21 protein-coding genes and 1 other RNA gene are annotated in these 18965 nt (G+C 36.9%); 11 read left to right on the plus strand and 11 right to left on the minus strand.

What is annotated here, in order from left to right; genetic code table 11:
* Positions 1-187: 187 nt before the first annotated feature.
* Positions 188-586 (minus strand): SRPBCC family protein, encoded by a 399-nt coding sequence (locus ACZZZK_RS20535; RefSeq protein WP_265801264.1) that lies wholly within the window; start codon positions 584-586, stop codon positions 188-190.
* Between the two features lie 45 nt (positions 587-631).
* Positions 632-1291 carry an orotate phosphoribosyltransferase gene (gene pyrE / locus ACZZZK_RS20540; RefSeq protein WP_463485755.1) on the minus strand — a complete coding sequence of 220 codons (660 nt, stop codon included), beginning with the start codon at positions 1289-1291 and terminating at the stop codon, positions 632-634.
* On the opposite strand from pyrE, the gene ACZZZK_RS20545 reads away from it, so the two are divergent.
* Positions 1290-1901, plus strand: coding sequence for an NUDIX hydrolase (locus tag ACZZZK_RS20545; RefSeq protein WP_056851230.1), 612 nt, complete (start codon positions 1290-1292; stop codon positions 1899-1901). The genes pyrE and ACZZZK_RS20545 overlap by 2 nt on opposite strands.
* A gap of 247 nt (positions 1902-2148) precedes the next feature.
* Here ACZZZK_RS20545 and ACZZZK_RS20550 read toward each other — a convergent pair whose 3' ends face one another.
* From ACZZZK_RS20550 to ACZZZK_RS20570, 5 genes are all read right to left on the minus strand, one after another.
* Positions 2149-2754 carry a hypothetical protein gene (locus ACZZZK_RS20550; protein WP_463485756.1) on the minus strand — a complete coding sequence of 202 codons (606 nt, stop codon included), beginning with the start codon at positions 2752-2754 and terminating at the stop codon, positions 2149-2151.
* On the minus strand, positions 2744-3247 hold the full coding sequence (locus ACZZZK_RS20555; protein ID WP_463485757.1) for an RNA polymerase sigma factor: 504 nt from the start codon (positions 3245-3247) through the stop codon (positions 2744-2746). The genes ACZZZK_RS20550 and ACZZZK_RS20555 overlap by 11 nt, the downstream gene beginning before the upstream one ends.
* 171 nt (positions 3248-3418) lie before the next feature.
* Positions 3419-3880 carry a pantetheine-phosphate adenylyltransferase gene (gene coaD, locus ACZZZK_RS20560; RefSeq protein WP_056850396.1) on the minus strand — a complete coding sequence of 154 codons (462 nt, stop codon included), beginning with the start codon at positions 3878-3880 and terminating at the stop codon, positions 3419-3421.
* Positions 3881-4086: 206 nt separating this feature from the next.
* Positions 4087-4623 carry a 16S rRNA (guanine(966)-N(2))-methyltransferase RsmD gene (gene rsmD / locus ACZZZK_RS20565; protein ID WP_463485758.1) on the minus strand — a complete coding sequence of 179 codons (537 nt, stop codon included), beginning with the start codon at positions 4621-4623 and terminating at the stop codon, positions 4087-4089.
* Positions 4614-5420, minus strand: coding sequence for a DUF3822 family protein (locus tag ACZZZK_RS20570; protein WP_463485759.1), 807 nt, complete (start codon positions 5418-5420; stop codon positions 4614-4616). The genes rsmD and ACZZZK_RS20570 overlap by 10 nt, the downstream gene beginning before the upstream one ends.
* A gap of 381 nt (positions 5421-5801) precedes the next feature.
* Between ACZZZK_RS20570 and ACZZZK_RS20575 the strand changes: the two genes are divergently transcribed.
* On the plus strand, positions 5802-6941 hold the full coding sequence (locus ACZZZK_RS20575; RefSeq protein WP_463485760.1) for a putative sensor domain DACNV-containing protein: 1140 nt from the start codon (positions 5802-5804) through the stop codon (positions 6939-6941).
* A gap of 70 nt (positions 6942-7011) precedes the next feature.
* Here the strand turns inward: ACZZZK_RS20575 and ACZZZK_RS20580 are convergent, their stop codons facing one another.
* Positions 7012-7209 (minus strand): hypothetical protein, encoded by a 198-nt coding sequence (locus ACZZZK_RS20580; RefSeq protein ID WP_463485761.1) that lies wholly within the window; start codon positions 7207-7209, stop codon positions 7012-7014.
* 148 nt (positions 7210-7357) lie between these two features.
* Between ACZZZK_RS20580 and ACZZZK_RS20585 the strand changes: the two genes are divergently transcribed.
* A complete protein-coding gene (locus ACZZZK_RS20585; RefSeq protein WP_463485762.1) occupies positions 7358-8791 on the plus strand; it encodes an ATP-dependent DNA helicase in 1434 nt (477 codons plus the stop codon).
* A gap of 213 nt (positions 8792-9004) precedes the next feature.
* Positions 9005-9673 carry an MCP four helix bundle domain-containing protein gene (locus tag ACZZZK_RS20590; protein ID WP_463485763.1) on the plus strand — a complete coding sequence of 223 codons (669 nt, stop codon included), beginning with the start codon at positions 9005-9007 and terminating at the stop codon, positions 9671-9673.
* Positions 9674-9748: 75 nt separating this feature from the next.
* On the opposite strand, the gene ACZZZK_RS20595 is transcribed toward ACZZZK_RS20590, so the two are convergent.
* Positions 9749-10594: a CvfB family protein gene (locus ACZZZK_RS20595; protein ID WP_463485764.1), complete on the minus strand. Its 846-nt coding sequence runs from the start codon at positions 10592-10594 to the stop codon at positions 9749-9751.
* Positions 10595-10985: 391 nt separating this feature from the next.
* Between ACZZZK_RS20595 and ACZZZK_RS20600 the strand changes: the two genes are divergently transcribed.
* The 5 genes from ACZZZK_RS20600 (at position 10986) to ACZZZK_RS20620 (ending at position 16983) form a co-directional block, all read left to right on the plus strand.
* Positions 10986-12722 carry an ABC transporter ATP-binding protein gene (locus ACZZZK_RS20600; RefSeq protein ID WP_463485765.1) on the plus strand — a complete coding sequence of 579 codons (1737 nt, stop codon included), beginning with the start codon at positions 10986-10988 and terminating at the stop codon, positions 12720-12722.
* Positions 12667-14466: an ABC transporter ATP-binding protein gene (locus ACZZZK_RS20605; protein ID WP_463485766.1), complete on the plus strand. Its 1800-nt coding sequence runs from the start codon at positions 12667-12669 to the stop codon at positions 14464-14466. Before ACZZZK_RS20600 ends, ACZZZK_RS20605 begins: the two co-directional genes overlap by 56 nt.
* 177 nt (positions 14467-14643) lie before the next feature.
* On the plus strand, positions 14644-15531 hold the full coding sequence (locus ACZZZK_RS20610) for an SMP-30/gluconolactonase/LRE family protein (RefSeq protein WP_463485767.1): 888 nt from the start codon (positions 14644-14646) through the stop codon (positions 15529-15531).
* A 109-nt stretch (positions 15532-15640) separates the two neighbouring features.
* The gene (locus ACZZZK_RS20615) at positions 15641-16543 is read left to right on the plus strand and encodes an SRPBCC family protein (RefSeq protein WP_463485768.1); all 903 of its coding nucleotides are present in this window, start codon (positions 15641-15643) and stop codon (positions 16541-16543) included.
* Complete coding sequence (locus ACZZZK_RS20620) at positions 16540-16983, plus strand: luciferase domain-containing protein (protein ID WP_463485769.1); 444 nt, start codon at positions 16540-16542, stop codon at positions 16981-16983. The genes ACZZZK_RS20615 and ACZZZK_RS20620 overlap by 4 nt, the downstream gene beginning before the upstream one ends.
* Positions 16984-17117: 134 nt before the next feature.
* Here ACZZZK_RS20620 and ACZZZK_RS20625 read toward each other — a convergent pair whose 3' ends face one another.
* Positions 17118-17414 (minus strand): hypothetical protein, encoded by a 297-nt coding sequence (locus tag ACZZZK_RS20625; protein WP_463485770.1) that lies wholly within the window; start codon positions 17412-17414, stop codon positions 17118-17120.
* A gap of 207 nt (positions 17415-17621) precedes the next feature.
* Entirely contained in the window at positions 17622-17831 is a 210-nt protein-coding gene (locus ACZZZK_RS20630; protein ID WP_463485771.1) for a hypothetical protein, read from the minus strand.
* Positions 17832-18065: 234 nt separating this feature from the next.
* Between ACZZZK_RS20630 and ssrA the strand changes: the two genes are divergently transcribed.
* Positions 18066-18432, plus strand: a transfer-messenger RNA (tmRNA) gene (gene ssrA, locus ACZZZK_RS20635).
* A gap of 216 nt (positions 18433-18648) precedes the next feature.
* Complete coding sequence (locus ACZZZK_RS20640) at positions 18649-18921, plus strand: hypothetical protein (protein ID WP_463485772.1); 273 nt, start codon at positions 18649-18651, stop codon at positions 18919-18921.
* Positions 18922-18965: the final 44 nt, after the last annotated feature.

The raw sequence follows: 18965 nt of genomic DNA on the forward strand, positions 1-18965 counted from the left end.
GTCCCGAAGAAAAATCGGGTGCTTTCCATTTCAATAAGGTTTAGGTGGCTAGAATACTGCATCTATCAAGAAAACCTAAACGCACAAAAAAAAGCATCTGCGTTTTTGGTGAACAGATGCTTTTCGATATGTTTTGGCCTATTAATGTTTTTAGGCTCATTTAACTAGTTTGGCAATTAGCGATATTTTACCCCAAAATTTCTTTTAATTTCTGTGTCTGATGATCGACTAATTTTTGGAGTGGACCAGAAGCCAACATTTTCATCATCATATTCAAATCTGCAGAGATGATGTGTTTTGCAGTGGTAGTGCCATTTCCATTATCGGCAACTGTCCATTTTAATTCCACCTCAAAAGGTGCTTTTTCAGTGGGAATTGCTGTTAATTCTTGGTTTTCAACACGATTAGATATGGCGATCGCTAATTTTGCCATGTTTTGAATGGTGAAACGAGCTTCGTCTTCTGTAGATTCCCAGTTATAGATATTTTCGGGCATCAATTGTTGATGGTTATTCATGTTTGAGAGAAAAGCATAAACTTCCGCAACGGGCTTACTTACCTCTACAGCGCTTTCAATAATCGTCATTATATATTTTTATAGGTTAATTTTAAAATACTGCGAACTCTGGATTTAAGACTCAGGACTGATAACTTGTCCCCATTCTGATGGGTTTAAGCGCCATTTTCCTAATAACTCCATGTCGCTTTTGGCGATGATGCTGTGCTCGGCAGCATAATCAATTAAGGCAGCATAGTTAGATAAAGTTAGGTAGCGACACTTAGCGGCTGCAAAATTTTCATCTGCTTTTTCAAATCCGTATGTGAAAATTGCAGCTAAACCAGCAACTGATAAACCTGCGCTTCTCAATGCATCCACGGCTTGTAAACTGCTTTTTCCTGTAGAAATAAGATCTTCAATCACCACTACTCGTTGCCCTTCTACCACTTCACCTTCAATTAAGCTTCCCGTACCGTGTTCTTTTGCTTTAGCTCTTACATAAATAAAAGGTAATCCCAACTCTTGAGCTACTAAAACGCCTTGTGGAATTCCAGCGGTTGCTACTCCAGCAATAACATCTACCGAACCAAATTCTTCTTGGATGGCCTGTGCTAGTTTCTGGCGTATGTACGTTCTCACCTGTGGATGAGATAACGTAATTCGGTTATCGCAATAAATTGGCGACTTCCAACCAGATGCCCAGGTAAAAGGATTATTAGGTTGTAATTTAATTGCCTTTATTTGTAATAAAAATTCCGCTACCTTTAGTTCAATATCACTTTTATTATACATGGCCCAAAAATACAGAATTTATATTAACGATAACACCCTCTTTATATCAGATGTTTTACCGGAACAAAAAGAAAAAATTCAACAGCTTGAATTTCAGGATTTTGATTTGCAGACATTTTACAAAAAATTAAAAAATGGGTCTAAAAAAAGCTACATCTTCTTAACCAAAAACCCTCAGGAAACATTCAGGAAGCTGAAAAAGAACTGTGAGATTATTAAAGCAGCCGGCGGGTTGGTAGAAAGCGTTAATGGAAATTATCTCTTTATTTTTAGGAATAAAAAGTGGGATTTGCCAAAAGGAAAGCTGGAGGAGGGTGAAAATATGAAGGAAACAGCGGTAAGGGAAGTGGAGGAAGAATGCGGGATTAAAGTGGCTAAACGAGAAGAAAAGCTTTGTAAAACTTACCATGTTTATCCTTATGGTTCAAAAATGGTGATCAAGAAAACCAACTGGTATCGGATGACTGTAAAAGGTGAGCCAAAGTTGGTTCCTCAAAAGGAAGAGGGGATAGACGAGGCCGTTTGGCTTGATAAAAACCATCTTGGCCCGGTAGTGAAAAATACTTTTCCTTCCATTATGGACGTGTTAAGGGCTGGAGGGATTTTGTAATTAGCGATTAAATCGCTTTGCTATTTATGCGCTCGTTAGAAACGAGCGCAGGCTCACATTTTGCGTCACTCTGAATTCATTTCAGGGTCTCAGTAGCAAGAAAGATGCTGAAATAAATTCAGCATGAAATTCATAGTTAGCGATTAAATCGCTGTGTTATTTATGCGCTTGTTAGAAACGAGCGCAGGAGTAAATTCAGCATGACGATCGGTTAAAGAAAACGACCAATAGTCATTTAAACTAATATTTACTCAAAATCCAGCTCATCAACTATCGCTTTAACGCGTTTTAAATACCTTCCATAATAATACCATGCCCATAGTTCGGTAATTACGCCAATAATTAAGATGGTAATAAAGCAATTCAACACAATATACGTTGAAGAAATTTTTGCAAAAACATTGTCTATTGCCCATGTTTTTGCAATTAATAGATAAACTGCCAGAAAGCCTACCCAAATAAAAACAATAATGTAGGTCAATGCCTTATAAAGTTCAACGTTTAATTTCATTTCGTAAAAAAACCACATGATGTTTTTACGGCTATCTAAACTCAGATCGTAAGAATTTTTATAGAAGGTGTAGAATTTCCAAAAGTAGTAAGTTGTAAATCCGCAAGTGATGCCAAAAAACACCATGTAAATAAATTTCATATTATCGGCGAAGCCGAAGAGAAAAGGGACGGTCCCCATGAATATTAAAGCCATCATCTGATAAAAAAACTCAATTTTCATTTTCCTTCTAATGATGTCGATCAGTGTGTGTGCTTCGTTCATTTTAAGCATATCTTCAGAGATGTTGTTTTCTTCAGCTCCATCTGCATTCCAGTCGTTTTTCAAATCGTCAAAATTCATAGCCATTCTTCTTTATGATGAATTGTAATTTTTCTTTGGTTCTATTGAGCTTTACCCTCGCATTAACTTCTGTTATTCCAAGATTTTCGGCAATTTCTCTGTGTGATTGGTTTTCAAGGAAAAGAAAAATCAAAGCCTTTTCTACAGCATTTAATTCTTGAACTGCCTTATATAAGTAGGCCAGTTTTTCTTCTTTTATTTCACTTTCATTCACATCAACAATGTCGATGTTTTCATCAAGAGGTGTTTTATCTACTTTTCGATTGTCCTTTTTAAAGTAAACCAAAGCCGTGTTTAATGCAACACGATACATCCAGGTGGAAAATTTGCTGTTCCCTTTAAAAGATGGGTAAGCTTTCCACAGCTGCATTACTATTTCTTGAAAAAGATCGCGTTGCAGCTCTACATCGTTCATATACATTTTCGAAACTTTATGTATAATCGCTTTATGCTGATTAATCAGGGTCAGAAATGTCGTTTCAGTTTCCTTCATCAATGGCATTCGGTTTTTACTAAATGAACGGAATTAGTGAGGAATTCAAGAAACTTTTCATCATCTGAAAATATACCAATCGAGTTTTCATTTATATTTATTTACTCCATTGGTAACGGTTTTTCGAAAACGTTACATTTTTTTTATCGGAAAATTAATTTGTCAGAACGACTATAAAAACCCTAAAGCCTCTTTGGGTACGAATGGACTTACATCGCCATGATTCCTTAAAATATCGCGGACGATGGTTGAGCTAATGGCTGAGTATTCTGGTTTACTCAAAAGTAGAATGGTTTCTACTTCGGGCATCATGGTTTGATTAATTTGAGCAATCGCTCTTTCGTATTCAAAATCTGAAGCCGAGCGAATACCACGAACCATATAAGTTGCATTTATTTTGCGGCAAAAATCTACAGTTAAACCTTCGTAAGTTTGAATTTCGATGTTTTGATAACCCGCAAAAACTGTTTCTAAAATTTGAAGTCGCTGCTCAGCAGTAAGAAAATTTTGCTTGGAACTATTTAAACCAATGCCGATTACAATCTTATCAAAAAGGGGAGTAGCACGTTGCAAAATGTTAACGTGAGCGATGGTAATGGGGTCAAAGGAACCTGGAAATAGCGCTATCTTCATATTTCAAATATAGATTTTTAAGCGGAAAGGAAAAAGGGTAGAGCACAAACCTTTTCATAATCACGTCATTGCGAGGCACGAAGCAATCTTAATCCGGATATATACATTCCTAAAAAAAAGATTGCTTCGTGCCTCGCAATGACGACTATTTAAGTAATCAGTTAAAACCTTCATACTTTTTACGAAATACTTAGTGTTTTTTGCGGTTAACTAAACTCAAAAAAACTGAAAGAAGAATTTCCATATTTTCTGGTTTCGGTGTAGCCAGGCTGGCTATTTAGTTTCATATTACTTTGATGTTCCACAACCAAAAGTCCATCAGGCTTAAGTAGCTTTTGCGATGCAACTAACACAGGTATTTGGGGAATGTTCGGCATGTTGTACGGTGGATCAGCAAAAATGATATCGTACGAACCCGTCATTTGATTCAACAATTTGAAAACATCTGCTTTGCGTACTTCAATTTGATTGAATTCGTACTTCTTCGCAGTAGTTTTTACCCAGTTTACGCAACCGTAATCCATGTCGATTGCTAAAATTTTTTCTGCATTGCGGGAAGCAAATTCAAATGTCAGGTTTCCCGTACCGCTGAATAAATCCAAAACGGTACAGCTTTCAAAATCAAACTGATTATTTAAAATATTGAAAAGCGCCTCTTTGGCCATATCTGTTGTTGGGCGAACGGGTAAATTTGCAGGAGGCTGCAAACGAATTCCCTTTAGTTTGCCTCCAATTATTCGCATAAATCTAAAGCAAGTAATCCGCTAAAATAGTGTTTAGGCATATCAGCCAACAATTCACTGTTTTGTTTTCCTGCGGGAAGAAAAAAGTAAAGGTTGTTGAAATATTTTAGAAGCGTGTTGTAAAAATCGTCGTCTTCGTTGATGATGCCCTGCAAGTAAACCGGAATAGCATCCGTTAAACCCAATTGCTCTATAATCAATAATAAAAAGTAGTTAAACTCTTCTGGATTCTCCGCTTCGTAATGGTTTTGAAAATTGACCTTCTTGTTTTTTACAAGAAGCACGTTGAACGAAGATGCCGTAAAATCAATCAATAAAGCATCAGCTGATAAATGACTAAACAAAGCTAATAAGGGTGAAGACTGAGGATAAAACTTCGTGTTTTCAGGAAGTTTTTTCTCCATTTTTTCATCCAATGAGAAAAGTGTATTGAAGCCTAATTCATCATGGTGTTTGGTGTAAATTTTTCCGTCGCCACCTAAAAATTTGGAGTAAACGGATAGATCAGCAGCATCAAACCATTCGTCAGGAATAAAAATGAAATTTGAGGTATGAATAGCAGCCTTTATTTCACCATAGTTTCGAGTTAGATAGACATCAGTTTCGAAGGCAGATTTCAAATCTTCTTCCAAATCTTCGCAGCCTTGTTTATCAAAAATAATACTAACCTCATCAGAATCTTTGTTAATCACCGCATAAGAAAAGCTGTCATTCGTTATTTTTAACAATAAATGGCAGTTTACCGAGGCATCAGTTTTAATATTCGGATCGACTAATAAGAGACTGTTTTTACTCATTGAAACAAAAATAGAGTTTTTTAAGGATTAACCGCAAAGCTCGCTAAGTTTTTCGCAAAGGGCGCAAAGTTGCTGGGTTTTTAGGCGGTCGTTATTTCTAAATTTATTTCGGTATGACATGATGCTTAGTTTTGCCACGAAAACACAGATTTACGCGAAAATTTACTTTATGTTTTCCTTTCCATGACTTCAGTGTTTCTGCGGCAAATGCTTTACTCAAAATTTTTACCTTATACTCCGCACCCAACTTCGTGCTCTTTGCGGATTATGTGGTTAACAAAATCTTTGTGCTCTTTGCGGTTAAGATCATCGTAAATCTTTTTACCAAAATCAAACCTTTCGCTTATTTAGAATCTGAAATATTCAACCTAAATTCGGAACATGAGTTACAAGCCTACTTATAAAGCCGCCAATACTGTTTCGGCTAAAATTGAGCAACATTTTGTTAAACTGCATGCAAATGCAGCTGCCCAAGGTGAACTTGATCTGGCCACCCAGCCTAATCGAAAAATCATTGAGGCACTGATTGATGTCGCTTTTTGGAGTAGCTTAAGAAAAGAAGAAGGACATTCGCCACGTATTTCTATTGCTTTTTTACCCCCATCGCAAACCTCCAAACCTTTAAAATTTGCTAAGCCACTACCACTTAACGCAAATACCATAACTAAAGTTGCGCCTGGTGTAGAACGTTCGGGTATCCACCTTGGGGTGTGGGAGGAAGATGGAGAACTTTATATTTGGGGAACAACTTTAAATATACCCAATTTCTGTTTCGTTGTTGATGTTTCGGAGCCCGGACTTATTGTGATTAAGCACCGCAGAATTTACGGAATAGGCAAGTACACCAATGTTGCTGTTTTGAAAGGCGAGCAGATTAGAATTGTAGATGATACTTCCTGTTCTAACCGGGATTGTCCACCGATTTTGAAAGCTTTGCTTGACTTGACCGTATTGGCTAGTTGGAACGATCCGATTAATATCCTGATTCAATTCTCGGTTTCGATGCGGAGCCACGGAAGGGGCGGCGCACTATTAATTGTGCCTAAAAATGATACCAAGTGGCAGGAGTCGATTATTCATCCTATACAATATCTGGTAGAACCACCATTTTGTGGTCTATCAAATCTGGCTAAACAAGGTGGAAATCAAACGGAAATTTTTTCTCAAGGCGCTTTGCGTCGGGAAGTGGAACATTTAGCTGGGTTAACCGCGGTTGATGGTGCTACTATCATTAACGAGGATTTCGATTTGATTGCTTTCGGCGCAAAGATTGGCCGGGCGAAGGGTAAACCCACCGTAGAACAAATTGCTTTTTCGGAACCGATTGTTGGGGGTGAAGATGCAATTTTGTATCCAGGGCAATTGGGGGGGACCCGGCATTTTTCGGTCGCACAGTTCGTTAATGATCAACCGCAGGCAATTGGTTTAGTGGCCTCGCAGGATGGACATTTTACTATTTTTAGCTGGAGTAAGCAACAGAATATGGTGATGGCACATCGCATTGAAACGTTATTGTTGTAAGTGAAAAGTCGTCGTTGAGAGGAACGAAGCAATCTTAATTCGATCTAGTTCAAGCCGACAATTTTTCTATTTAAGTTAATGTTTTGGCTTTTTCCATTTCGCCGGGACTAACATTAAAAATACCTCTATATTTGCCACCTAAACCGTATTGCAGCGGCATCTTATTAAATTTCAGCAAATCGTTTACATTGTCATTCTGAGGCACGAAGAATCTGCAAACGATGAAACACCTGCCTGCGGTAGGCAGGGATGCTTCGTGCCTCAGCATGACATCAGTTTTTAAAGATACAGCGCCCGCCTGCCAGACGGGCAGGGAAAGACGGACTGCAGCAACTGATTAGCAAAACTATTGCTTTCCAAATTATTAAAACAAACGCTGCTTAAAACAATTTTAAAGTAGAACCATTCAACAATCCATGTACCTCGATAAAAGTGAACTCATTGCCCAAGCTTATGCACACACGCCGACAAAAGAACAGTTGCTTTTTTGCGAGCGGATGTCGAAATTTCTACAGGAGGACGATGAATACAGGTGTTTTGTGTTGAAAGGGTATGCCGGAACCGGTAAAACGACCTCCGTGGCAGCGTTGGTAAAAGTGTTGGCGAAGTTTAATTTGAGGAGCGAATTATTGGCTCCAACCGGGCGGGCAGCCAAAGTAATGAGCCAGTATTCTTATCGCAAAGCCTTAACCATCCATAAAAGAATTTACAGAAAACGTTCAGCAGCATCACCCGAAATGCAGTTTCAATTGGCGCCAAATCTCTCAGAGAATACTCTTTTTATTATTGATGAGGCCTCAATGATCGCTGATGAATTCAATGAAACTGGTTCTTCAATTTTGAGGGATTTACTTGAGTTTGTGTACAATACCAAAAACTGTTTCCTGCTTTTTGTGGGTGATACGGCACAATTGCCCCCTGTTGGAAGTTTGGAAAGTCCTGCTTTAAACGAGCAATATTTGAAAGATAAATTTGCATTGACGGTCACTTCTGTGGAATTAAAGGAGGTGGTTCGGCAGGAAAAAAAATCAGGCATTTTAGCCAATGCAACCATGTTGAGGAATCAGATTTCTAAAAATCCTGAAAATCCTTTGCCAAAATTTTTAACAAAGAATTATAAAGATATTTACAACATGGCAGGCGCCCGGTTGGTTGAAGGCCTGGAATATGCTTACCGAAAATTTGGGATAGAAAATACACTGGTGGTTTGCCGCTCTAATAAATCTGCTAATGTTTATAATCAGCAAATCAGGGCCAGGTTGTTGTATCGCGAAGAGGAATTGACCGGTGGTGACCAGATTATGGTGGTTAAAAACAATTATTTCTGGCTCCCTGAAAACGAGGAGACAGCTTTTATTGCCAACGGCGACATGGCCAAAGTAATTAGAGTAAGGGGAGAAGAAGAGCGTTACGGTTTTCGCTTTGCCGATGCCACGTTAGAATTTATGGATTTCCCTGCTGCCGGGCAGATTAGTTGCAAAGTGATGCTGGACACTTTGAATCTTGAGTCGGCAAATCTACCTTACGAACAGAATAAAAAGCTTTTTGATGGTTTGAATGAAGATTATGAACATATAGCAAATAAAAGGGAGCGGATGCTGGCTATCAAGGCCGATCCGTTTTATAACGCTTTGCAGATTAAGTTTGCCTATGCGGTTACTTGTCATAAAGCTCAGGGCGGCCAATGGGATGCTGTTTTTGCCGACCAGGGCTATTTGACAGAAGAAATGATTGATTTGGATTTCCTGCGTTGGTTATATACGGCAGTTACCAGGGCCAAAAAGGAGTTGTATCTGGTTAATTTTGCTCCACAGCTTTTCGCGAAAACTGCACAGGAAGATTATTTTTAGATGATGATTGCACAGATTTACTTGCCCTAATAAAATATCAACCACGGATGGACAAGATAAGCACAGATAGAATTGCCTTTATAGCAGATTAGAATATTAGCATAAGATACATTTAAGAACATGTTAGATTAATTGTTCTTAGGGTTAGAAATGATATCTTTTGCAGTTATTACGCTTTAATTCTTACCTTGACTCGCTAACCAAATCTACACTATGAAATTCGCATTTAGCCTTAAAAACAAACTGAAGATAGCTTTCTTATTGTTTTGCATTATGTGCTGCACTTTGCTCATTCGTTTTTTGGAAGACAAAAGTGTAAATAAAATTAATGAATCTTTCATCTCAATGTATAACGATAGATTGGTGCCAGCGACCGATTTATACTTTGTTGCGGAAAATCTTTATCATAAAAACACCATTCTCCAGGATGCTTTGGTAAACAATGAAAGTCAATCCTTAAATAGCCAGTTACAGATTAAAAAACACAATCAAAAAATCGATTCCGTTATTAATAAATACGAATTAACCTTACTGGTAAAACAAGAAAAAGCTTTTCTTAAAGATTTAAAAATTGCGCTAAATATTCAAGAGCAATTGGAAAGTAAGATACTTGCGCTTACAGGTAGTGAACGAAAACAAATCTACGAGTCAATTGGGAGAAGTGCTACTGCTCAAACGCTAACAAAACTTTCGGCCCTAATTAAAATTCAGTCGAAAGTGGGGGATGAGCTGATTAGGGATTCTAAAATCTTTGTTTCAGGAACGAAAATCTATTCAACCTTTCAAGGTATTCTGGCCGTTTTTATCGGAATTATGATTGTGTCGATTATCTCGGCATCAAACATGGTAAAAATCCAGAATGATAAGTTTAATTTGAATTAAACTTCGCCGCAGATTCGCGGATTATCTCAATTGATGAAGAAAATATAATCTGCAAATCTGTGGCGAAAAGTCTACTTATTCTGCATCATCATCAGTGAGTAACCGAATCGAATCATCAGAAAGTACAATTAAACGCTCTTTATAAAGTGAACCAATCGTTTTCTTAAAAGCGCTTTTGCTGATCTGGAAACGATGGTAAATTTCTTCAGGAGAACTCTTATCGCCCAGTTCAATGATGCCGCCACTTTTCTTTAATTCGGCTAAAATCATTTCTTTCGAATCCAGAATATGACCATATCCGCTCGGTTGTAAAGTCAAATCTATTTTGCCCTCGACACGGATCTTTTTGATCCAGCCTTTACGCTGCTCTCCAACCTGAATATTATCAAAAACTTCATTATGGTACAGCAAGCCAATGTAAGTGTTATTAATAATCGCGTTGAAACCCAAATCTGTTTCTTCAGTAATTAACAAACTCACTTCATCGCCCTCTTCGAAATCGAAATCTTCCTCCTCAACAAAATCGTATAATTTTGACGAAGCCAAAAGGCGTTCGTTATTTTCATCCAGATACAAATAAACCACATATTTATAGCCTTTTTGCATCGGCCGTTTTTGTTCTTTGGTCGGCACATAAACATCCTTATCAATGCCTAAATCGATATAAGTGCCATCTTCTCCATCCGAAACAACTTTTAGAAAAGCAAAATCGCCTACTTCGGCATAAGCTTTTTGGGTAGTTCCTGTAAGGCGACCATCCTTTTGGATATAAACAAAAACGTTTACATTGTCGCCAATTTCCAAGCCTTTTGGTACATATTGGTAAGGCAGAATGACCAATTTATCGCCGTCTGATAGGTTTAAACCAGCCTCTGTTTTGCTTAAAACCCTTAATTCGTTATATTTTCCTATTTCAATCATAATATGGAAACCATTTTCTTCAATGGTTGTGCTGTAAAGGTAGCAATGTTTGAGTGGATTATGTTTTAAAAATTATTTGAAAAGGTGCTGAAGTATTTCATAGGGTTTGCAGCCGGGCTGTTCGCTAAATCTTTTTGTAAAAAGAGTTTTGACAACTTTCTTTCTACAGCGCTATTAAAGTTGTCAACTCTCAAAAAGTATATCGCTGCCATCCCGTTTAGGAACAAAGGATGGAGCAAAGTGGTGCCTATCTGCCTTACCAAGATTCCTGCATTTGCGAGAATGAAGGTAGATTGGGTTACCAGGTATTACTTCAATAATTTAAATTAAACATAACATCTATTCAGATAATTGGGTTAAATTTGAATTTTACAAAAGTTCGTATCCCAACATGGCAAAACCCAAAGAGGCTAAAAAACCCAGTGTTTTTAGTTTGCTTGCATCATATAAAAGCTTAATTTTTCTGCTGATCTTATTCGCATTGTTAAGTAATGGAATTAATTTATTGCTACCGAAAATTATCGCTCAAGGAATCGATTCTTACACCAACAACACGTTTAATTTAAATTCGATATTACTTCAATTTGCCCTGGCAATTATGTTGGTTTTTATCTTCACTTACTTACAAAGTATTGTACAAACTTATGCCTCCGAGAAGGTGGCAAGAGATCTGAGAACTAAACTTTCCGACCAGATTTCGCGTCAGAGTCATGCTTATATTCTTCAGGCAAATCCGTTAAAATTGCTTACAAACCTCACTTCCGATGCCGATTCGATCAAGATGTTTGTTTCTCAGGCCATTGTTTCGCTTGCCTCATCGATATTTTTAATTGTTGGTGCCAGTATTTTACTGCTGATGATAAATTGGAAGCTGGCCCTTTGTGTTATTGCGATTGTACCTATTATTGGCGGCGCTTTCTTTTTTGTACTAAAAAAGGTGAGGGTATTGTTTATCAAGAGTCGCGAGGTAATCGATTGGCTAAACAAGGTCATTAGCGAAAGTATTTTAGGCTCGGCGCTAATTCGGGTAATCAATTCGCAGCAACTTGAGTACAATAAATTTCTCGATGCAAATGCGAAAGCCAGAGACTTAGGCTTATCCATTCTTCGTTTATTTGCAGGTTTAATTCCTATTATCGTTTTCGTTGCGAACTTATCAGGCTTGACAATTTTAGTGCTGGGTGGGCATTTTGTGATTGACAATAGCATTAGTTTGGGTGAGTTTGCAGCCTTTAACAGCTATTTAGCGCTCATCATTTTCCCGATTTTGGTAATTGGTTTTATGAGTAATGTAATTGCTCAGGCAACAGCTTCTTATCAACGAATTGAAAGTGTTTTAAATGCGCCAGAAATTAATCATCCCGGCCTGTTAACAGCACCGATTATCGGTAATGTAGAAGCCAAAAACATTTCGCTAACCATCGGACAAAAACCAATCCTGAAATCGATTTCATTCAGTGCGAAAGCAGGTTCGAGAATTGCTATAATAGGGCCGACAGCTGCAGGGAAAACGCAATTGCTTTACATTTTAACAGGATTAATTAGTCCAAACTCTGGCGAAATACTGTTTGATGACAAGGAGCTGAATCAATATGATCAGGAGAATTTCCATAAACAGGTTGGTTTTGTCTTTCAGGACAGTATTATGTTTAATATGAGTATTCGCGAAAATATTGCTTTCAGCGATACGGTAACCGACGAATCTTTGGCGAAAGCAATTCAAACTGCCGAATTGAAAGATTTTATAGAAAGTCTTCCAGAGAAGTTAAATACCATCGTTTCTGAGCGTGGCAATAGCCTTTCTGGTGGGCAAAAGCAGCGTATCATGTTAGCCAGGGCATTGGCGGTAAATCCGAAGATTTTATTGCTTGATGATTTTACTGCAAGGGTAGATACCAACACCGAAAAACGGATTTTAGAAAATATCCAACAAAATTATCCCGGTATAACCTTGTTATCGGTTACTCAAAAGATAGCCTCTGTCGAAAATTACGATCAAGTTATTTTGCTGATGCAAGGCGAAATTATTGCGTCAGGAACCCATCAGGAACTGCTAAAAACTAGTCCTGAGTATGTTCAAATTTATAATTCACAACAGAGTACCAGTAATTATGAAATACAATCTTAACCAGCTGCAATCACAGCAGGAAAAGCAATCCACCTACCAGGCGCTTAAAAGATTGCTCCAATTCATTTCTGGCGAGCATAAAAATCTTTGGTTGGCTTTAATTGCCATTTTGGTAAACTCAGGATTGTTACTGCTCGGACCGCTTTTGGTTGGACATACCATCGATGCCTACATCAGGACCAAGCAATTTCATGGTGTGTTGGTTTTTGGTGGAATTTTATTGGTAATGTATCTTATTGCCATGGTTACCGGCTATACGCAGACGAAATTAATGGGTGGAATTGGGCAAAGAATGCTATTTACGCTGCGTAATGCAATTTTTAATAAACTCCAGGAATTACCTGTTTCGTTTTTTAATGAGAACAAGGCTGGCGATTTAATTTCGAGGGTTAACAGCGATACCGACAAGCTTAATCAGTTTTTCTCGCAATCGTTAATGCAGTTTGTAAGCAGCATTATCACCATGATTGGTGCCGGTGTTTTTCTTTTGTCCATTCATTTTGAACTGGGTGCTGCGGCGCTTTCGCCAGCAGTTCTTATCGTTATTTTTACTATGGCTTTGTCTCCATGGGTGAAAAATAAAAATGCCAAAAACTTAAAAAGTGTTGGCGGTTTAAGTGCCGAAATTCAGGAAAGCTTAAATAATTTTAAGGTTATTATTGCTTTTAACCGTCGCGATTATTTTAGAAAACGTTTTGACGAGGCAAATAGAGAAAATTACAAAACAGCTATTGGAGCAGGATTAGCCAATAATATTTTTGTTCCGGTTTATGGTTTACTCTCTAGCTCGGCACAATTAATTGTTTTGCTATTCGGTATTTTTTTAATTTCTATTGGTCATTTTTCCTTGGGTTTGCTGGTAAGTTACCTCTCTTACTGCACAAACTTTTATAACCCTTTAAGGCAGTTAGCCGCACTTTGGACTAGTTTTCAGGTAGCGATGGCAAGTTGGGACAGGGTTTCGCAAATCCTGTTTTTACAAACAAATTTGGATCAGGTTGAAGATTCAAAAGCCACTACATCTGATGCTTTGTTGGAATTTAAGAATGTTCATTTCTCTTACGATGATTCGAAAGAGATTTTGCATAACATCAATTTGAAATTCGAGAAAGGTAAAACTTATGCTTTAATCGGACCCACAGGAGGTGGAAAAACAACTACTGCTTCATTAATTTCACGCTTATACGATGCCACAAAGGGAACAGTGCTACTCAATGGCAAAGATATTCGTTCGTTTACTGCAGAAGAACGAACAAAAAAAATAGGTTTCATATTGCAGGAGCCGTTTTTGTTCACCGGAACCGTGAAAGACAATATCCTTTATGGCAATAGCCAATACCAACACGTGAGTGATGATGAACTGAAAAAAATTATTCATGATGCAAACCTAGACGCCCTTTTGGCTATTTTTGATGAAGGATTAAATACCCCAATTGCTTCTGGCGCTGATAGTATTAGTTTAGGACAAAAACAATTGATTGCCTTTATGAGGGCAGTTTTACGCAACCCCGAATTGTTAATTTTAGACGAAGCCACTGCGAATATCGATACCATAACCGAACAACTGTTGGGGAGCATTTTAGCAAAATTATCAAAGGAAACTACGTTAGTAATCATTGCACACCGCTTAAATACTATCGAAAACGCCGATGAAATTTACTTTGTAAACGAAGGCGAAGTGCAGAAGGCTGGAACCCTTAATGATGCGCTTGATATGTTACTCAAAGGAAAACGAGTGAGTTAACTGCTCATCGTTATTTTATTACACTCGTCATTGCGAGGCACGAAGCAATCTTACTACTATGGTTTTTTAAGCTAGCACATACAGATTGCTTCGTGCAAAGAAGATAAAATCTAACACAACATTTTTACTTGCATCGCAAGAGATAAATCGGCATTTTGCCCAACCAAATATTAACCCATGAAAAAGTATTTTTCCCTTTCTTGTCTAATCTTGGTCTCCTTATTTTCATATGCACAATCTCCAAAGCCAATCTTTTTTCAAGATAGCCTAAAGCTTATATCTTCTCAGTTCAAATTTACCGAGGGTGCCTCAGTAGATAAACAAGGAAATGTTTTTTTTACCGATCAGCCTAATGATAAGATATGGAAATATGATACGAATGGAAAGCTGAGTTTATTTATGGATAAATCGGGGAGAGCTAACGGCACTTATTTTGATAAAAAAGGAAACCTGATTGTTTGTGCTGATGAAAATAATGAAATCTGGTCTATCGATAAAAACAAAAAAATAACGCTTTTATTTTCCGATTTTGAGGGTAAAAAAGTTAACGGACCGAATGATATTTGGCTGGATAACAAGGGAGGAATTTACTTTACCGATCCCTATTATCAACGCAATTACTGGAAAAGGCAAAAACCGGAGCTTGAAAAACAACGCGTTTATTACCTTCCAAAAGGCAAGAAAACGGCCATCATTGTTGCAGATGATTTACAAAAACCAAATGGAATAGTTGGAACACCCGATGGGAAATTCCTATACGTTGCTGATATGGCTGCCAATAAAACCTATCGATATAAAATTAATGGTGATGCATCTTTAAGTAATAGAGAAGTTATCCTCAATCAAAATTCTGATGGTATGACTTTAGATAGCAACGGAAATATCTATGTAACAGGAAAAGGCGTGAATATCTACAAGCCAACTGGCGAACAGATTGGTCATATTAACATCCCCGAAGAATGGTGTGGTAATCTTTGTTTTGGAGGAAAAAACAAAAATATCTTATTTATCACCGCATCAAAATCCCTTTACAAGATAGAGACTACGGTAAAAGGCATTGAGTAAGTGCGCAAATAGTTATTGCTTTTCTTGAATTAGTTGTAATTGATATTTTATTTTCAGTATATTTTGAAAGTTTGAGATATTAATTTATGTTTGTTTAAAGATTAACGCAATGGATCAATCAAACAAAAAGATTTTAGGTTTCATCATTCCAAACCTGATCATCCTATCTATCATCGGTAATAATAAGATGCTTAACCCATCCAGTGGGGGTGTATTGGTATTTTCCGAATTTGTTATTCTACCAATGCTAATGGGAATTATGAGCGCCTGGTTTTGGAAAGACTATAAATTATCTAACAAAACCTTGATATGGAATTCTATTTTAAATGGTTTTATCGCAATATTGCTAAGCTATTTTTTTCTGGGAGAAGGTACAATTTGTTTATTAATTGTATCTCCATTGATATTTGCATTTGTAGTTACCGGAGCATTTATTGGAAAGGTGATGTTTAAAAGGCGTGACCAGAAAATGAACATCAGCTTTGTTTCCCTTCTTTTATTAATCTTTATTGCTGATTCGGTATCCGACCACCAATATGAGAATATGGTATCGGACGAGATCATCATTAAAGCAACGCCAGATAAAATTTGGAAAAATGTTATTGCATTTGAAAAAATTAAGCAGCCAAATCAATATTGGTTATTCAAGCTAGGCATGCCAAGCCCGATGCAAACCACAGTTACAGCAAATAAACTTGGCGCCGGTAGAAAATGTATTTTTAGCAATGGATACACTTTCGACGAGAAAATAGTTGCTTTTGAAGTGAATAAAAACCTAACTTTTGATATTGTCAATCAACCTCAAGATCCAGAGATTATGGGGCATATCGATATTGATAAAGGACAATTTATTTTAAAAGACAATGGCGATGGAACCACAACACTTATCGGGAATAGTTGGTATAAACTTCATGTCTTTCCAATATGGTATTATGATATTTGGGCAGAAAGCATTACCAGAAATGTTCATTTAAGAGTAATGGATCATATCAAACTATTGAGCGAGAAATGATATTTCGCTTTGTTGTGAAATATTTAGGTTTTTTAAAATCTATCCCGTTCTTCGGTTTGATTTACGATAGTTTAATAAAAATATGGATATGCATTTCAAATCCGCAAATGCTTTCTTGGTTCGACGAAATCGAAGAAGAAGTATTGAATTGGGACGGTACGTCTATCTCTTTACACAAATTTGGTGGCACGCAATTTAACTATCAACAGAAAGAATTAGGGCATTTGCACAGCAATGGTATCCTTGACATACGTTTTAGTGTACAGACAAAAAAGGCACTTATTGCCGATGGAATTGCACGAGAGCATCACATTTTTGTAAAATCGGGTTGGGTAAGTCTATATATTAAAAACCAAACTGATGTAGAAAATGCGCTTTCCTTGTTAAGTCTAGCTTATAGTAGGAGGCAGAAACTCCAAATCATTTCAATAGATAAATAATTCTGTTCAGTTTATTCATACCTCAAAATTATTAATCATGTTAGTTAATTTTGTTCTTCCTAGAATATAGGGATAGACAACAAAAAAAGCCCTTTCAGGATTGAGGGGCTTTTTTATTTTTAAAAAAATCAGCATTAACTAGGCTGTTTAAAATAATCTTCAATTAAATGATGGGTATCCTCTGACAGAGGATGATGAGTATAATTAACTAATTTATGTTGAGATGAGTTGTATTTCTCAATAAAAGTTGCTTCGGTGTTACTAAATTTCAAATAACCCTGCTCAAAAAATCTTTCCTCTATTTCTGCCGATGAATCCATCGACCTAAACCATAATTTAACCATTGAAGAGGTTAGCTTATCCAGGTAGAGCCAATGATAAACTTGTGCGATATCAGTACCTTCAGGTAGATCAGTACGCTTAACTTCCATGATCAGGGTTTCAGCGTTTTCAAAAAGATATAGTATTTTATAGTTGGACAACATTGTAGACAAAAGTAATACATCCTTGATTACTTATGGGATGATGTTTTCAACAATTAAACAAACTTATTATTTAGATCTTGGCTCATCTATGGACTCAGATGATGAAAACTAAAATCTTTCATATGTTAACAATTCGATCTTAATTATAAGACATTAATAGAATGACTGAATATGGTAAATTCCATCTTCTTTAATTACCTCCAAATATCCATTGGTATATTGAGAAAAATTTACCCCCATAACTGTTTCGCCCAATGCAAAACTTTGTCCGGGATTTAAACCAGAGCCATTATAGGTTACTGGTACCTTTGGATTGATGTTACCTTCTACAACATCAAATATTTCTGAAAAGCTTACTTTCATATTATTCTTTTAGTAATTAACCAAAAAAGTAACTGAAGGTTTTGACTGAAATTACCGCTTAGGTTTTATTGAAATAATGTTTGATGAATAAATTTAGGAGAAATCTGAGATTAAATATTTTATACAGCTGCGTTATGTATCTATTTGGCTTGCTTTTTGTATATTTGCAGTCCTGTTTACAGTTGGTTTTATGTTATGATAAATAATTGAGAACTACAAACTGAAAACTGAACTGGGGCCGTTCTTGGATTTGACAGGGTGGCGAAGGTTATGTTAGCATGCAGTGCGTTGTACGGAGAGCACTTAAAAGAGAACGTTCACATTTTAGTTGGCGAAAATACTTACGCCTTAGCTGCTTAGTTTAGAACTAATTAGCTTTTGTCCCTCTAGCTGCTGCATTGTTGGGTTAGAATCTGGGGCATCGAAACAACAAAGCTGGCTTCAAAGAGATGCGATTTGAAGTGAGATAAAGCATCTAAGGATTTAAATAAGGTCGGTTTTCAGCCCGTTTATTTCCCGAAAATCAATTGAAAAATAAGCATGTAGAAGGTATAAGTTATCTCACAACTGGACAAGGGTTCGACTCCCTTCGGCTCCACCAAAAAAAGACTCACATATTAAGTTATGTGGGTCTTTTGTTTTTAAAATACTATTTTTAGTTGAATAATTAAGGTTATAAATGCAATCTTAGGTACTAAAAAAGGTACTTAGTCAGTACCTAGAAATAAAATTGGTGTTGAGATTTTAAATGCACACGCGACACGCGTGCGCCAGGCAGGGGATTTAGGCCCATTTATTCCATTTAAATAAGATATATATGAGTACAACTATAAAATATACAAATCTATCAGGAGTGCAAACGACGGCTCAGCAAGCTCAAAATATTCAAGACTATCATAATAAAGAATATTATGAGAATACTGAATTAAGAATGTCTGAATTTTTTGATCGGTCTGGAGAGTTGCTAGGAAGAACTTACTACTTAAGAGAAAATGAGGATTTAGCAAATGCAGTTGTTGATTTTGCGGATCAACATGTTAATATCGGATTTTATTTCCCTCGCTGGCGCACGCGTGCCGCGTGTGAATGAATATTGAAAATACCATGAGTCGTAAATACAAATTCTATAATAAA

The sequence above is a fragment of the Pedobacter sp. AC163 genome (assembly GCF_979258665.1).

What these genes read in the sequence shown, in the direction of transcription:
- ACZZZK_RS20535 (WP_265801264.1), bottom strand. Translation starts at nt 586, where the DNA reads ATGACGATTATTGAAAGCGCTGTAGAGGTAAGTAAGCCCGTTGCGGAA.
- ACZZZK_RS20545 (WP_056851230.1), top strand. Translation starts at nt 1,290, where the DNA reads ATGGCCCAAAAATACAGAATTTATATTAACGATAACACCCTCTTTATA.
- pyrE (WP_463485755.1), bottom strand. Translation starts at nt 1,291, where the DNA reads ATGTATAATAAAAGTGATATTGAACTAAAGGTAGCGGAATTTTTATTA.
- ACZZZK_RS20550 (WP_463485756.1), bottom strand. Translation starts at nt 2,754, where the DNA reads ATGAATTTTGACGATTTGAAAAACGACTGGAATGCAGATGGAGCTGAA.
- ACZZZK_RS20555 (WP_463485757.1), bottom strand. Translation starts at nt 3,247, where the DNA reads ATGAAGGAAACTGAAACGACATTTCTGACCCTGATTAATCAGCATAAA.
- coaD (WP_056850396.1), bottom strand. Translation starts at nt 3,880, where the DNA reads ATGAAGATAGCGCTATTTCCAGGTTCCTTTGACCCCATTACCATCGCT.
- rsmD (WP_463485758.1), bottom strand. Translation starts at nt 4,623, where the DNA reads ATGCGAATAATTGGAGGCAAACTAAAGGGAATTCGTTTGCAGCCTCCT.
- ACZZZK_RS20570 (WP_463485759.1), bottom strand. Translation starts at nt 5,420, where the DNA reads ATGAGTAAAAACAGTCTCTTATTAGTCGATCCGAATATTAAAACTGAT.
- ACZZZK_RS20575 (WP_463485760.1), top strand. Translation starts at nt 5,802, where the DNA reads ATGAGTTACAAGCCTACTTATAAAGCCGCCAATACTGTTTCGGCTAAA.
- ACZZZK_RS20580 (WP_463485761.1), bottom strand. Translation starts at nt 7,209, where the DNA reads ATGCTGAGGCACGAAGCATCCCTGCCTACCGCAGGCAGGTGTTTCATC.
- ACZZZK_RS20585 (WP_463485762.1), top strand. Translation starts at nt 7,358, where the DNA reads ATGTACCTCGATAAAAGTGAACTCATTGCCCAAGCTTATGCACACACG.
- ACZZZK_RS20590 (WP_463485763.1), top strand. Translation starts at nt 9,005, where the DNA reads ATGAAATTCGCATTTAGCCTTAAAAACAAACTGAAGATAGCTTTCTTA.
- ACZZZK_RS20595 (WP_463485764.1), bottom strand. Translation starts at nt 10,594, where the DNA reads ATGATTGAAATAGGAAAATATAACGAATTAAGGGTTTTAAGCAAAACA.
- ACZZZK_RS20600 (WP_463485765.1), top strand. Translation starts at nt 10,986, where the DNA reads ATGGCAAAACCCAAAGAGGCTAAAAAACCCAGTGTTTTTAGTTTGCTT.
- ACZZZK_RS20605 (WP_463485766.1), top strand. Translation starts at nt 12,667, where the DNA reads ATGTTCAAATTTATAATTCACAACAGAGTACCAGTAATTATGAAATAC.
- ACZZZK_RS20610 (WP_463485767.1), top strand. Translation starts at nt 14,644, where the DNA reads ATGAAAAAGTATTTTTCCCTTTCTTGTCTAATCTTGGTCTCCTTATTT.
- ACZZZK_RS20615 (WP_463485768.1), top strand. Translation starts at nt 15,641, where the DNA reads ATGGATCAATCAAACAAAAAGATTTTAGGTTTCATCATTCCAAACCTG.
- ACZZZK_RS20620 (WP_463485769.1), top strand. Translation starts at nt 16,540, where the DNA reads ATGATATTTCGCTTTGTTGTGAAATATTTAGGTTTTTTAAAATCTATC.
- ACZZZK_RS20625 (WP_463485770.1), bottom strand. Translation starts at nt 17,414, where the DNA reads ATGGAAGTTAAGCGTACTGATCTACCTGAAGGTACTGATATCGCACAA.
- ACZZZK_RS20630 (WP_463485771.1), bottom strand. Translation starts at nt 17,831, where the DNA reads ATGAAAGTAAGCTTTTCAGAAATATTTGATGTTGTAGAAGGTAACATC.
- ACZZZK_RS20640 (WP_463485772.1), top strand. Translation starts at nt 18,649, where the DNA reads ATGAGTACAACTATAAAATATACAAATCTATCAGGAGTGCAAACGACG.